This window comes from Rhodoferax sp. GW821-FHT10B06, assembly GCF_059415605.1.
The window spans coordinates 356,648-371,020 of the sequence record NZ_JBWKNO010000002.1; the positions used below are offsets into that span (position 1 = coordinate 356,648).

Here is a 14,373-nt window from a genome sequence, read left to right on the forward strand (position 1 = left end):
GCAGTTATCGCCTGCGCCAAAGTCCATTTATTACACAAGAAAACCAGCCCTGGTGCAGACAAATACTGCGCAAGCAGCTACGTTAAATATAGCAAAAAGACCCTAGGGAAAACTAAGCCGTACCCCGCTCCACGATCGAAAACCCAATGTCCACAATCGGCTCGGCAATCGCAATGCCATCGGCCCGGTCCACGATGTACTGGGCTGCCGTCTGCCCTATGCGCGTGCCGTCTATGCGCACGCTGGTCAGGGCGGGCTCCAGGCTGGCGGCGAAGCCTACGTCGCCCAGGCCGACGATGGCCAGTTGGCCGGGTACGCTGATGCCCCGCGTTTGCGCTTCGATCAGTACGCCCAGGGCCAGCATGTCGGAGCTGCAAAACACGGCGTCTGGGGCCTCCGCGCGGCTGAGCAACTCGGCCAGGCCCGCGCGCCCAGCGCCCAGGGTGGTGGGCGGTGGCGTGAGGTACACCGGCACGTCGGTCTGCCAGCCCAGGCTGCGCGCCATGCGCTGAAAGCCGCTGTTACGGCGGCGCGCGCGCTCGTCGTCACCGCACATCAGGGCAGGCCGGCGGTAGCCGCGCTGGTGCAGATAGGAGCAGACCGCGGCACCGATTTCTTCGTTCGAAAAGCCCACCAGCATGTCGATGGGCGTGGGCGTCAAGTCCCAGGTCTCGACCACCGGAATGCCGGACGCCAGCAGCTGGCGCCGCCCGGCGGCCGAATGCATGATGCCGGTCAGCACAATGCCGTCGGGCCGGCGGCGGATGATGGCGTCCAGCAGCGCATCTTCGCGCGACTGCTCGTAGCCGCTCTGGCCAATCATCAGCTGGTAGCCCCGGGCGTCCAGCGCCTGGTTCAGCGACTGTATGGTTTCCTGGAACACCGGCCCCACCAGCGTGGGCAGCACCGCGGCCACCAGCCGGGCGCGCGACGAGCGCAGGCCACCGGCCATGCCGTTGGGGATGAAGCCGGTGCGCTGCACCACCTCCTGCACCTTGGCCAACGTGGTCGGCGACACCTGCTCCGGGTGGTTCAGCGCGCGCGAAACCGTCATGGCGGAGACTCCAGCCAGGCGGGCGATATCGTGAACAGTCAGGGCTTGTGACATGCACGAATGATATCAATAACATTCTTGTCAACAAGGTGTTTTGGGTACGGCATTTAATTTCGTTCATAGGTATTTAAGGGTATACCCTCTGTTTTGAGGATTTTCCAGAAGTTATGCTTCGCCTACTTTGTTATCGATAACAAACAACAATACCAACCCACCACATTCGCCGCCCATGTCCACTCCGTCTTCACATTCCACGCCCCGCATTACCGAACTTCGCGTGATTCCCGTTGCGGGCCACGACGACATGCTGATGAACCTGTCGGGGGCGCACGGCCCGTTCTTCACCCGCAACATCCTGGTCCTGACCGACAACGCCGGACGCACCGGCGTGGGCGAGGTGCCCGGCGGCGAAAAAATCCGCCAGACGCTGGAAGACGCCCGGGCCCTGATCGTCGGCCAATCCATCGGCAACTACCAGGCCGTGCTGAACGCCATGCGCAAGCAGTTTGCCGAGCGCGACAGCGGCGGGCGCGGCACCCAGACTTTCGACCTGCGCGTAGCCATTCACGCCGTCACCGCTGCCGAGTCAGCCCTGCTGGATCTGCTGGGCCAGCACCTGGAAGTGCCGGTTGCCGCCCTGCTGGGCGAAGGCCAGCAGCGTGACGCCGTGCAGATGCTGGGCTATTTGTTCTATGTGGGCGACGCCAAGAAGAGCAACCTGGCCTACCGCACCGAGCCCGGCGCCGACAACGACTGGTTCCGCCTGCGCCACGAAGAAGCCATGACGCCGCAGGCCATCGTGCGACTGGCCGAAGCCGCGCAAGAGCGTTACGGCTTTCAGGACTTCAAGCTCAAGGGCGGCGTGCTGCCCGGCGACGAAGAAGTCGATGCCGTGGTGGCACTGCACGAACGCTTCCCCGAAGCCCGCGTCACGCTGGACCCCAACGGTGGCTGGTTTTTGCGCGACGCCATCCGCCTGGGCCAGCGCATGCGCGGCGTGGTCGCCTATGCCGAAGACCCCTGCGGCGCCGAGGGCGTGTACAGCGGCCGCGAAGTGATGGCCGAGTTCCGCCGCGCCACCGGCCTGCCCACGGCCACCAATATGGTCGCCACCGACTGGCGCGAAATGGCCCACAGCCTGGCTTTGCAGTCGGTGGACATTCCGCTGGCCGACCCGCACTTCTGGACCATGGCCGGCTCCGTGCGCGTAGCCCAGCTGTGCCAGTCCTTCGGGCTGACCTGGGGCTCGCATTCCAACAACCACTTCGACATCTCGCTGGCCATGTTCACCCATGTGGGCGCAGCCGCACCGGGAAAGGTCACGGCCATCGACACGCACTGGATCTGGCAAGACGGCCAGCGCTTGACCAAAGAGCCGCTGCAGATCCAGGGCGGCTACGTGCAAGTGCCCAAGAAGCCCGGCCTGGGCGTGGAGCTGGACATGGCCGAAGTCGAAAAAGCCCACCAGCTGTACCTGCAGCATGGCCTGGGCTCACGCGACGACGCACAGGCCATGCAGTTCCTGATCCCCGGCTGGAAGTTCGACAACAAGCGCCCGTGCATGGTGCGCTGAGCCTGATCCAATATCAAAACATACCCAAAGGAGACAAAGCCATGAAGCTCAACCACACCCCCTTGAAGATCGCTGCCAGCGTTGGCCTGCTCGGCCTCGCCGCCACCCTGCCTGGAATGGCGTTGGCCGACATCCGCGTCATGTGCTACCAGGACGGCATCGAATGCGATGTGACCGCCGACCTGATCAAGCGCTACGAGAAGCAAAACCCCGGCGCCAAGGTGGCCCTGGACATCGTGCCCTACAAGACTGTGGTTGAGCAGCTGCCCATCCAGCTGGCCGCGGGCCAGGGCCCGGACATCGCCCGCGTGGCTGAAATCGGTGGCCTGTCGAAGAACTACATCGACATCGGACCCTATCTCAAAGACCGCAAATACTGGGAAACCAACTTCGGCACCACCCTGCCCTGGATGCGCAACAAGGCGGGTGACAAAGGCATTTACGGCATGCTGTCGCAAATGACCATGACCGGGCCTTTCGTCAACAAGACCTTGTTCGAACAGGCCAAGATCGCCCTGCCCGGCCCCAAAGCCACCTGGGAAGAATGGGCCGACGCCACCCGCAAGGTCGCCAAGGCCACGCAAACCCCGGCCGCCATGGCCTGGGACCGTTCGGGCCACCGCTTTGCCGGCCCGGCCATCAGCTACGGCGCCAAGATTTTCGATGCCAAGGGCAACCTGGCGCTGGACGATGGCTACAAGACTGCTGTGGGCAAGTTCGTCGCCTGGCATAAAGACGGCACCATGCTGAAGGACGTATGGGGCGGCTCCGGTGGCTCCAGCTATGCCGACACCGTGGGCGAATTCAAGAACGGCCGCCTGGTGATGATCCTGTCCGGCTCATGGCAGATCAACCGCATGCAAAAGGAAATCGGCAACGCCTTTGACTGGGTGGCCGTGCCCAACCCCTGCGGCACCGCTGCCTGCAGTGGCATGCCCGGCGGCTCGGCCTGGGTCGCACTGAAGACCACCAAGTCGCCCAAGGAAGTGGCGCAGTTCCTGGACTTCATGGCGCAAGAAGCCAACGTGGCCGAATTCGCATCCCGCACCAACACCATTCCAGCCCACGCCGGCGTCGCCCAACGCGGCCTGGCCTACACCAGCGCCGGCCCTGCGGCCAAGGCCGCGCTGACCGTCTTCACCAACGGCGCGCCCACCGTGGCCCCTGCGGCCTACGCACTGCAAGGCTACAAGTACAACCGCGCCCTGATGCTGCCCACCGTGACCCGCGTGACGCAGGCCATCGTCGGTGAAATCAGCGTGGACGAAGCCATCACCAAGATCAGCGCGGATATGAATGAGGCCGTCAAGCAAGCTGAAAAGTAGCCCGCTGCTCCGCGCTGCGCCAGATGCCTTTTTGGCCTCCAGCACAGATAAATACTGCGCAAGCAGCTATAAAGTTTGTAGTATTTGAATAGCCACCCTTGGGCGTTGCGCTGCAGCGCCTAGGGGCGCAGCCTGCGCCAAGCGGGTGCGACTGGAGAGGATATCCATGTCCGTGTTTCTGCGCCTTCTAGGCTTGTTTTTCAATCTGTTCGAGCCGGTCTTTCGGCTGGGCCAGAAATGGCTGGGCAACTCGCGCATAGGCTGGCTGTTTGTCGGGCCCAACCTGCTGGTGATCGGCGTGTTCACCTTTTTGCCCATCATCATCAACCTGGTATATGCGGCCACCGGCGGTGTAAATCTGCTGCCCACGCAGCGCCCGTTTGTGGGGGTAGAAAACTTCTCCATCCTGCTGGAATGCCGTGACTACATGGACCTGCAGACCTGCCGCACCGACATCTTCTGGCGCTCGATTCTGAACACCATGAAGTTCAGCCTGATCCAGGTGGTGCTGATGGTGCTGTTCTCGCTGCTCACGGCCCTGGTGCTGAACCGCAAGATCATCGGCCGGGGCTTCTGGCGCGGCGTGTTCTTCTACCCCGTGCTGCTGTCGCCGGTGGTGGTGGCGCTGATCTGGAAGTGGCTGCTGCAAAGCCAGGGCGTGTTCAACGTCGGCCTGGTGGCCATGGGCTCGCAACCCATGGACTGGCTGCTGGACCGGCACTGGGCCTTCTTCTGGGTGGTGGCGGTTTCCATCTGGGCGCACATGGGTTTCTACACCCTGATCCTGCTGGCCGGCCTGCAAGCGATACCGAAGGACGTGTACGAAGCCGCCGAGATGGATGCGGCACCGCCCTGGCGCGTGCTCACCCGCGTCACCCTGCCGCTGCTGATGCCCAACTTGATCGTGGTGCTGGTGCTGGTGATGATCCGCGCGGTGCAAAGCTTTGACGAAGTGTTTGTGCTGACCGGCGGCGGCCCGGGCTCGGCCACCACTTTCATCGTGCAATACATCTACCAGACCGGCTTTGCCGAGCAAATCCACCTGTACGGCCTGGCCGCTGCGGCATCGCTGATTCTGGCCGTGGGTTTGATGGCGCTGACCCTGGTGCAGCTGCGCCTGTCCAAGGCCAGCGAAGCCGGCAAGACCAAGAAATAAGAGGACAAGCCCAATGGCCAATTTCATTACCCGTACCCGTGGTGGCGCAAACAGTGGCAAATATGGTGGCAACCGCCTGCACTGGACCGACTGGCTCTCTTACGCCTACCTGCTAGCAGGCCTGGTCGTCATGTTCGGCCCCGTACTGTGGCTGGTCATGTCGTCTTTCAAGACCGAAAGCGCGCTGAGCCAGTTTCCGCCCAGCTTCCTGCCCTACAGCCAGAAAGAGGTGGTGGTGGCGGGCTTTGACAAACCGCTGCCGCTGTTCCTCGCAAAGGACGAAAGCGGTAAAACCCGCGAGCTGGCCCAGGTGCGTCGCATCGGCATCATTGCCACCATGGTGGACCCGGCCCAGCCGGAAACGGAAATCAAGGTCAACATCAACGACCGCAAGCCCTTGAATGAGCTGAAGTTTGCCAGCGGCAACTACACCGAGCTGTTCGGCAAGTTCGCCTTTGGCACCTATCTGTGGAACAGCGTTTTCATCACCGTGGTGGCCACCATACTGACGCTGCTGTTCAACTCCATGGCCGCGTTCGCACTGTCCAAATACCAGTTCCGTGGGCAGAAGACGGTGTTCGTGCTGATCATCGCCACACTGATGATTCCGCCCACCATCATCCTGGTGCCGGCCTTTCTGGTGATCTCGGGCCTGAACCTGCTAAACAACCTCTGGGGCGTGATCCTGCCGGCCGTGGCCACGCCCACCGGCGTGTTCCTGCTGCGCCAGTACATGCTGACCATTCCCGACGAGCTGCTGGAAGCCGCGCGCATGGACAACGCCAGCGAATGGCGCATCTACTGGAAGATCATCCTGCCGCTGGCCGCGCCCGCCATGGCGGTGCTGGCCATCTTCTCCTTCATGTGGCGCTGGAACGACTTCCTGTGGCCGCTGATCGTGCTGTCCAAGTCGGAGAACTTCACCCTGCAGCTGGCGCTGAACGCCTTCCAGGGCGAGCTGAACACCCAGTGGCATTACCTGCTGGCGATGACGGTGATCACGCTCATCCCGATCAGCCTGGTCTTCACCTTTTTGCAGAAATACATCACCACTGGCATCGCCGGTGCCGGTGTGAAGTAACACTTTCATAGGACGTATACCGTGGCTACTCTGGCACTCTCCAATATCGTCAAGGCCTTTGACAAAAGCACCATCATCCATGGCGTGGATCTGACCGTCTCCGACGGTGAATTCGTGGTGTTCGTCGGCCCATCGGGCTGCGGCAAGTCCACGCTGCTGCGCATCATCTCCGGGCTGGAGCCCGCCACCAGCGGCGACATCCTCATTGACGGCCAGCGCGTCAACGAGGTGTCGGCCGCGCACCGTGGCTGCTCCATGGTGTTCCAGTCTTACGCGCTGTACCCGCACATGAGCGTGTACGACAACATGGCTTTCGGCCTGGAAAACCTGGGTGTGGCCAAGTCGGTCATCGAAACCAAGGTCACCGCGGCCGCCACCATGCTGCAGCTGGCCCCACTGCTGCAGCGCAAGCCCACGCAATTGTCGGGCGGTCAGCGCCAGCGCGTGGCCATTGGCCGCTCCATCGTGCGCGAACCCAAGCTGTTCCTGTTTGACGAGCCGCTATCCAACCTGGACGCCGAGCTGCGCGTTTCCATGCGTGCCGAGATCCGCGACCTGCACGCCCGCCTGGGCGCGACCATGATCTATGTCACCCACGACCAGGTGGAAGCCATGACCATGGCCGACAAGATCGTGGTACTGCGCGCCGGCCGCATCGAGCAGGTGGGCACGCCGCTGGAGCTGTACAACAAGCCACGCAACCAGTTCGTCGCCGGCTTCATCGGCAGCCCGCGCATGAACTTCGTGCCTACATCGGATATCGCGCAGTTCCCCACCGCCCTGCCCGGCACGCAGACCGTGGGCATACGCCCCGAGCACGCACAGCTGGACGACAACGGCCCGCTGCAACTGAAGGTGAAGCAGGTCGAACAGCTGGGAGCCACCAGCATCCTGCACGGCAATGTGGTGGCCGATGCGCCGTTCGAGCTGATCCTGAACGGCCAGACCAGCATCCAGCGCGGCGACACCGTACGCGTCAGCGCGCCTGCCGAGCACCTGCACTGCTTTGATCAGAACGGCTTGCGTCTGTAACTCTTGCACACCAACACCATGCGTCTCGACAATCCTCCCCTCTTCGCCCTGCACGCCCGCAGCGGCAACCACCTTGAACTGCGCAGCACCGGCGGCGCCGTGGCCCATGTCTGGGTACTCGAAGAAGACATCCTGCGCGTGCTGGTACTGCCCAGCGGCAAGCTGAACATGCCCCGCAGCTGGACGGTGGCGCCCGGCCTGGAGAACCTGCCCGTGGAAGGCCGCGACCGCTTCGACACCAGCGGCTTCTCGCTGCCCGCCTTCGCGCTGGAGCAGAGCGAACAACAGCTCAGCATCACCACCGCCGCCGTGCGCCTGACCATCCAGCTGGCCGGCTTCTTCTGCCGCTGGGAAAGCCAACACAAAGACCAGTGGCAAGCCACTGCCGCCGACCGCAGCACGCAGAGCTACAACTTCGGCTGGTGGGACGAGAAGGTCTACCACTACCTGCAGCGCGAGCGCGGTGAGGCCTACTTCGGCCTGGGCGAGCGCGCAGGCGACGCCAACCGCGCCGGCCAGCGCTACCGCATGTGCAACCTGGACCCGATGGGCTACAGCGCGCGCAATACCGACCCGTTGTACAAGCACATCCCGTTCTACATCACCCGCAAGGGCGGCAAAGATGGAGATCGGGATGCCGGCCTCTGCTTCGGTCTGTTCTACGACACCCTGTCCGACTGCAGCTTCGACATGGGCCGCGAGCTGGACAACTACCACGGCCACTACCGCTACTTCGTGGCCGACCATGGCGACCTGGACCTGTACTACATCGCCGGTGTAGACCCCGCCGCCATCACCAAGCGCTACACCTGGCTGACCGGTCGCCCGATCTTCCCACCGCGCTACGCGCTGGGCTATTCGGGCTCCACCATGAGCTACACCGACGCGCCGAACGCACAGGAACGCATGGGCGAATTTCTGGAGCGCTGCGCCGAACACGACATCCCCTGCGACTCGTTCCACCTGTCTTCCGGCTACACCTCCATCGGCCCGGGCCGCTACGTGTTCAACTGGAACCGCGACAAGTTCCCCGACCCCGCAGCATTCGTTGAGAGCTACCTCGCCAAAGGCGTGCGCCTGGTGCCCAACATCAAGCCCGCCCTGCTGCGCGACCACCCGCGTTTCGAAGAAGCCCGCCAGGCCAGCCTGCTGGTGGCCGACCCCGACGGCCAGCCCACCGCCATCCAGTTCTGGGACGGCACCGGCGCCTACCTGGACTTCACCCAGCCCGCCACCATCGCCTGGTGGAAAAAGCAGGTGACCCAGCAGCTGCTGCAGTACGGCATACCCACCACCTGGAATGACAACAACGAATACGAGATCTGGAGCGACCAGGCCATGTCGTACGGCTTTGGCACGCCACGCCCTGCGCGTGAAGCCAAGCCGCTGCAAACCCTGCTGATGATGCAGGCGTCGCACGCCGCGCAGACCGAGTTCGCGCCGGCCGAGCGGCCCTACCTGGTGTCGCGCTCGGGTGCTGCCGGCATGCAACGCTATGTGCAAACCTGGTCGGGCGACAACTACACCGCCTGGGAAACCCTGCGCTACAACATCCGCATGGGCCTGGGCCTGGCGATGTCGGGCGTGTCCAACACCGGGCATGACATTGGCGGCTTCTCCGGCCCCGCGCCCAGCCCCGAACTGCTGGTGCGCTGGGTGCAGCACGGCATCTTTCTGCCGCGCTTCAGCATCCACTCGTGGAACGACGACAAGACGGTCAACGAACCCTGGATGTACCCGGCCACCACACCGCAAATCCGCACGCTAATCCACCTGCGCTACCGGCTCATGCCCTGCTTATACGACCTGGTGTGGCGCTACCACAGCACGTATGAGCCCATCATCCGCCCGACCTACCACGACTTCCCCGAAGACACGCGCTGCCTGGAAGAAAACGACGACATGCTGCTGGGCGCCAACCTGCTGGTGGCCTCGGTGGTGGACGAAGGCCACACCCAGCGCCGCGTCTGGCTGCCCGGCAGCGGCGGCTGGGTCGAATGGGCCACGGCGCGGTACTACAAGGCAGGCCAGCACATCACGCTGGACGCGCCGCTGGACGGCCCCCCGCCCCTGCTGGCCCGCGAAGGCAGCGCCATCGCGCTGAACGTGGGCGACATCCATTTCGCCCAGGTGCAAGACATGCGCGGCTTCCAGGTCTTCCCATTCCAGGGCGCAGGCCAGTTCGAAGCCACCTGCTTCGAGGACGACGGCCACACCCAGGCCTGCCGCGACGGCAGCCACGGCCAATGGCGGCTGCAGGTCAGCAGCACGGCAGAAACACTCAACATCCAGGTGCTGCGTGAAGGAGCCCGCGCGCCGGTGCAAGACAGCGTGGTGCTGTACGTGCCCGCCAGCGACACGCGCAGCCTGCAGTTCGGCAGCGCCACGCTGCAGAGCAGCACAGTAGACGGCGCCTGGCGCCAGCTGACGCTCAAGCTCTGATACAGAAGAAATAGGCTGCCAGCGCACATAACATCTGCGCTGGCAGCTATTCATTCCATAGCAAAAAAATCAGGCAATACGTGCCAGCAGCTTGGGCACGGCAGACACCAGCATCGCCACGCCGGAGGCTGTCAACAGGCCTAGCACGATCTTGCGAAACGCCGCCCCGCTAATACCTATGTACAGCCGGGTGCCCAGCAGCGTGGGCACCAACATGGCCAAGGCCACCAGGCCGAACATGGGCAACATGGCCCGTGTGACCACGCCCGCCGCCAGGTAGCTGCCCATGGTGACCAGCAGCATGGACAAGTTGAAGTTCTGCACCACCGCCCGCTGCGCGTCCTTCTCATAGCCGCGCAAGGTGCACCACAGCGTGGGCAGCACGCCGGTAAAGCCACCCAGGCCGCCCATCACCCCGCCACTTAGCCCCACCAGCCCATCGGCCAGCCGACCACCCACCGTGACCCGGGGCAGCTGCCGCGCCATCAGCATGGCCGGGCACCACAGCACCAGCAGGCAACCCAGCACCAGGCGGAACCAGTCCATGTCCATGCGCGGCAGCAAGGCCACACCCAGTGGTATGCCCAGCAACCCCCCCAGCACAAAGGGCAGCAAAACCTGGATGTCAAAGCCTCGGCGCATCGATACGGCGGCAATCACCTGTCCCGTCAGCGAGCCAAACACCGCCAACGCCGCCGCCAGCCGCGGCTCCAGCGTCCACACCCAGAACGACATGGACACCAACCCATAGGCAAAGCCAGACAAGCCCTGCACAAAGCCCGCGACCACTGCCCCCACCACAACTACGGCATACACCGAATCCATTGCGTTCCCTCCAGCAGAGTTGCCAAACGGGCTATTGTGAACAATGGGCTGGCTGCGTGTTCCGGTCTGATGGAGCAGCGGTAAAGACAATCGTTGACCGGTCGTGCGCAAATGGGATGGTTTTGACCATGCTGACCTGTATCCAGCGAAATGTGAAATGGTGAGAGCAAATTGGTACTATCGGCCAGAAACGAGTATCTGAGCAACGCTTTCTTCTTTCTTAACACCTAAAAATGCAAACCTTTAAAGCCAACCAAAGCCGTACGAAACATACTTTTGGCCAGCGAGTGAAGCATACGGTCCCTGTTTTGCGCCGCTGCTTAAAAATTTGGCTCGTTAGCCTGCTGGTGTCCCTCAACATCCCATCGGCGAACTCCGCGTCACGTATCGACCTAGCAGCAATGGTTTCTCCTCCCGCTATGGTTTCATCTGACTTATGTCTAGTCTTAGCTGAAACCGCCCTCGCGCCTCACCTACTCGAACGTTTAGGCGTGGATGGCTCTGTCACTGTACGCATGCCACAAATGCCGTTGCCTCAGGTCAAATCGATTCTGCAGGATTTCGATGACATCGTTTTCGATCTATGTCGAGACGTTGATTCAGCGGTCGCGAAGCAAGCCCCTAGAGTAACTGACGCCTTTGCGAAGTACTACGCGATCCCAGTAGGTGATGTATGGAACGATGCTCTTTCTAACCAGAAGATTCGTAAATGGAATTCCGAAGAAATTGCGTTCCAGGCGAAGGTTCGGCAATGGCCTGCACTCTGGAAAATTGCCCGTGCGCTCAATCCACAAAGTGTTGGCCCTGGACTCCAGCAATCAATTCTTGCTTTCATTCCGAGACAGAATGACGAGAGTAGCCGGGAATGGCGCTTGTTCACCACCGGCGAATCGTTCGAAGCCTATCGTAGATTAGTTTCTCTGCTAGTGGTTGACCCTGCTTTTCAACAGATTGCGCCCCGGCGCTACGACTTCAAAGAACTTCGTCAGACAGAGTTTGAATCAAGGACAGTTGGCATCCAACTCTTAAAACCATTGCCTCAAGCAATCTACACAAACCTTGAATCAACGAGGATACGAGTCCTGTCGGCAATGCAGGAGAATCTAGGTGTTGAGGACTCGTACAAACGAGCGATTGCCAAGCTGAACAAGATTTCGTGAATTGAATGTCGGACTGATTACAGGCTTGCAATCTGTATCGCACAAATTGCCGTTGGACCCTGGGCGGCTTCAACAATAGTCATCCATATGCTGCCGCTTACGCGTAGGGCGAAATCCTTGTCAACTCGCAAGAACACTGCAACCTGGCATCTCCATGTTTCGTATCTTCTTCTTTTCACTCTCAGCAATCATGATCTTTCTCGGCATTGCTATCAGGCTACTGCTCGTGAAGCTCAACCTGGGAAACGGTAGTTTGCAGATATTCATGCCCGTAACGTTCATAGGGCTCGGAGCAGGTCTATTGATTGTTCAGAACAAAATTGCGTGTGGAGTTCTTACATTTTGTGCATTACTGGCCCTGACCTTTGTTGGCTTCTTAATGATGCTTGCCGGCGCTGCTCCATTTGCTAGGTAAGCCAGCAGCCTCTAATTCCCGAATTGTTTAACTGCGTGTCCACATCGAAGTTCACTCCTCCTAAGCCGACATTCAGCACCAGCGAAATACTCACCGACGACAGAGTGACAGGCCATGATGTCCGCAATACACACACCACCCAACAGACTCAAGCCAAACAAGCCCCCAGCGCAGATAAAACCTGCGCCAGCAGCTATCAATTACGCAGCACCAGCACTCTGCGGTAAGGCATCGAAGCAACTCTGCAGATACTCCACGCAGACCCGCACCTTGGCGGAGGTGGTCAGGCGGGCCGGGTATACGGCCCACACGTCGGCCTGCTGGTCGTAGGCGGGTAGCACCTGTACCAGTGCGCCCGACTGCAACAGCGGCCCTACGTCCCACAGCGAACGCAGCACGATGCCGCGCCCGTCCACCGCCCACTGCACCGCGATCTCGCCGTGGTTGGTGGACAGCGGGCCGGTCACCTTGGCCAGTTGCTGTTGGGCGCCGGTGCGTAGCCGCCACACACCGAACGGGTGGTCGCGCTCCTTGATGGCCAGGCAGTCGTGGCCAGCCAGGTCGGCCAGGGTGCGCGGTGTGCCGCGCCGGGCCAGGTAGGCCGGGGCGGCGCACAGCACGCGGCGGTTGCTGGCCAGGCGGCGGGCGATCAGGTGGGGGGCAATCTCGTCGCCCACCCGCACGTCCAGGTCGAAACCCTCGGCGGCCACATCCACCAGGCGGTCCAGCACCTCCAGCCGCAGCTGCAGCTCGGGGTACTGCTCGTGCATGCGCGACAGCATGGGCGCCACGACGTTACGGCCAAAACCAAAGCTGGTGCTGATACGCAAAGTGCCACGCGGGCTGCCTTTGGTAAGGCCCACCTCTTGCACCAGTTGCTCCACCCCGTCCAGGATCTGCCCGGCCCAGTGGAAGACGCGCTCGCCCTCCTCCGTCACCACCACGCGGCGGGTGGTGCGCTGCAGCAGCTTCACGGCCAGGGCTTCTTCCAGCAGGCGGATGCGTTTGCTGATATAGGCCACGGAGGTGCCCAGCTCGTCCGCCGCGGCCGCAAAACTGGCCTTGCGCGCCACCACGGTGAAAACGCGCAGGTCGTCGTTGTTCAGTGTTTTATGCACGAAGTGTTGATAGTGAGTTCACGCCTTGCGGATTGTAAATTTATCGTGGCCAATTAAAAATCCAGCCACCTTCTACACGCTACACAGAAAGAACACCATGCCCCAGCCCTTGAAGATCGCCGTCATCGCCGGAGACGGCATTGGCCAGGAAGTCATGCCCGAAGGCCTGCGCGTGCTGCAGGCTGCCGCCCAGCGCTTTGGCATTGCGCTGCAGTTCCAGCATTTCGACTGGGCGCATTGCGGCTACTACGCCCAAACCGGCCAGATGATGCCCGACGACTGGAAGGCCCAGTTGCAGGGAATGGACGCCATCTACTTCGGCGCCGTGGGCTGGCCAGACACCGTGCCCGACCACGTGTCCCTATGGGGTTCGCTGCTCAAGTTCCGCCGCGAGTTCGACCAGTACATCAACTTGCGCCCGGTGCGCCTGTTTGAGGGAGTGCCCTGCCCTTTGGCCGGGCGCAAGCCGGGCGACATCGACTTCTTCGTGGTGCGCGAAAACACCGAAGGCGAGTACACCAACCTGGGCGGTGTGATGTATGTGGGCACAGACCGCGAGATCGTCATCCAGGAGTCGGTGTACTCGCGCTTCGGCGCGGACCGGGTGCTAAAGTACGCGTTTGAGCTGGCGCAAAGCCGCCCGCGCCACAAGCTCACCGTGGCCACCAAGTCCAACGGCATCGCCATCAGCATGCCCTGGTGGGACGGCCGGGCCGACGCCATGCACCAGCACTACCCGCAGGTGGCCGTGGACAAGCAGCACATCGACATCCTCAGCGCGCGCTTTGTGCTGCAGCCAGACCGCTTCGACGTGGTGGTGGCCAGCAACCTGTTTGGCGACATCTTGTCTGACCTGGGCCCGGCCTGCACCGGCACCATAGGCATTGCGCCGTCGGCCAACCTGAACCCGGAGCGCAGCTTTCCCTCGCTGTTCGAGCCGGTGCACGGCTCGGCGCCAGACATTGCGGGCAAGAACATCGCCAACCCGGTGGCCATGGTCTGGTCGGGCGCGCTGATGCTGGACTTTCTGGGCCACCGCGAGGCGCACGACGCCATCCTGCGGGCCATAGAACAAGTGTTGGCCCACGGCCCGCGCACCGCCGACCTGGGGGGCAGCGCGTCCACCACCGAGATGGGCATGGCGATTGCCGCGCTGCTGGCATAGCAGCGGGTGCGGCCTGCGGGCCATTGA

General features: G+C 62.2%; 12 protein-coding genes. 9 read left to right on the forward strand and 3 right to left on the reverse strand.

What is annotated here, in order from left to right; translation table 11 throughout:
* Positions 1-112: 112 nt before the first annotated feature.
* The gene (locus tag AC07O2_RS04440; RefSeq protein ID WP_495074525.1) at positions 113-1,108 is read right to left on the reverse strand and encodes a LacI family DNA-binding transcriptional regulator; all 996 of its coding nucleotides are present in this window, start codon (positions 1,106-1,108) and stop codon (positions 113-115) included.
* Between the two features lie 175 nt (positions 1,109-1,283).
* On the opposite strand from AC07O2_RS04440, the gene gudD reads away from it, so the two are divergent.
* The 6 genes from gudD (at position 1,284) to AC07O2_RS04470 (ending at position 9,663) form a co-directional block, all read left to right on the forward strand.
* Positions 1,284-2,627, forward strand: a complete 1,344-nt coding sequence (gene gudD, locus AC07O2_RS04445; protein ID WP_495074526.1) for a glucarate dehydratase — start codon at positions 1,284-1,286, stop codon at positions 2,625-2,627.
* Between the two features lie 41 nt (positions 2,628-2,668).
* Positions 2,669-3,952, forward strand: a complete 1,284-nt coding sequence (locus AC07O2_RS04450) for an ABC transporter substrate-binding protein (protein WP_495074527.1) — start codon at positions 2,669-2,671, stop codon at positions 3,950-3,952.
* 166 nt (positions 3,953-4,118) lie between these two features.
* On the forward strand, positions 4,119-5,108 hold the full coding sequence (locus AC07O2_RS04455; RefSeq protein WP_495074528.1) for a carbohydrate ABC transporter permease: 990 nt from the start codon (positions 4,119-4,121) through the stop codon (positions 5,106-5,108).
* 13 nt (positions 5,109-5,121) lie between these two features.
* Positions 5,122-6,189 carry a carbohydrate ABC transporter permease gene (locus AC07O2_RS04460; protein ID WP_495074529.1) on the forward strand — a complete coding sequence of 356 codons (1,068 nt, stop codon included), beginning with the start codon at positions 5,122-5,124 and terminating at the stop codon, positions 6,187-6,189.
* A gap of 21 nt (positions 6,190-6,210) precedes the next feature.
* Positions 6,211-7,221 (forward strand): ABC transporter ATP-binding protein, encoded by a 1,011-nt coding sequence (locus AC07O2_RS04465; RefSeq protein ID WP_495074530.1) that lies wholly within the window; start codon positions 6,211-6,213, stop codon positions 7,219-7,221.
* Positions 7,222-7,239: 18 nt separating this feature from the next.
* On the forward strand, positions 7,240-9,663 hold the full coding sequence (locus AC07O2_RS04470) for a glycoside hydrolase family 31 protein (RefSeq protein WP_495074531.1): 2,424 nt from the start codon (positions 7,240-7,242) through the stop codon (positions 9,661-9,663).
* 69 nt (positions 9,664-9,732) lie between these two features.
* Here AC07O2_RS04470 and AC07O2_RS04475 read toward each other — a convergent pair whose 3' ends face one another.
* A complete protein-coding gene (locus AC07O2_RS04475; protein WP_495074532.1) occupies positions 9,733-10,488 on the reverse strand; it encodes a sulfite exporter TauE/SafE family protein in 756 nt (251 codons plus the stop codon).
* Positions 10,489-10,721: 233 nt separating this feature from the next.
* On the opposite strand from AC07O2_RS04475, the gene AC07O2_RS04480 reads away from it, so the two are divergent.
* Positions 10,722-11,648 (forward strand): hypothetical protein, encoded by a 927-nt coding sequence (locus tag AC07O2_RS04480; protein WP_495074533.1) that lies wholly within the window; start codon positions 10,722-10,724, stop codon positions 11,646-11,648.
* A 154-nt stretch (positions 11,649-11,802) separates the two neighbouring features.
* The gene (locus AC07O2_RS04485) at positions 11,803-12,063 is read left to right on the forward strand and encodes a hypothetical protein (RefSeq protein ID WP_495074534.1); all 261 of its coding nucleotides are present in this window, start codon (positions 11,803-11,805) and stop codon (positions 12,061-12,063) included.
* A 200-nt stretch (positions 12,064-12,263) separates the two neighbouring features.
* On the opposite strand, the gene AC07O2_RS04490 is transcribed toward AC07O2_RS04485, so the two are convergent.
* Positions 12,264-13,181 carry a LysR family transcriptional regulator gene (locus AC07O2_RS04490; RefSeq protein ID WP_495074535.1) on the reverse strand — a complete coding sequence of 306 codons (918 nt, stop codon included), beginning with the start codon at positions 13,179-13,181 and terminating at the stop codon, positions 12,264-12,266.
* 97 nt (positions 13,182-13,278) lie between these two features.
* Between AC07O2_RS04490 and AC07O2_RS04495 the strand changes: the two genes are divergently transcribed.
* Complete coding sequence (locus tag AC07O2_RS04495; RefSeq protein WP_495074536.1) at positions 13,279-14,346, forward strand: tartrate dehydrogenase; 1,068 nt, start codon at positions 13,279-13,281, stop codon at positions 14,344-14,346.
* Positions 14,347-14,373 lie beyond the last annotated feature (27 nt).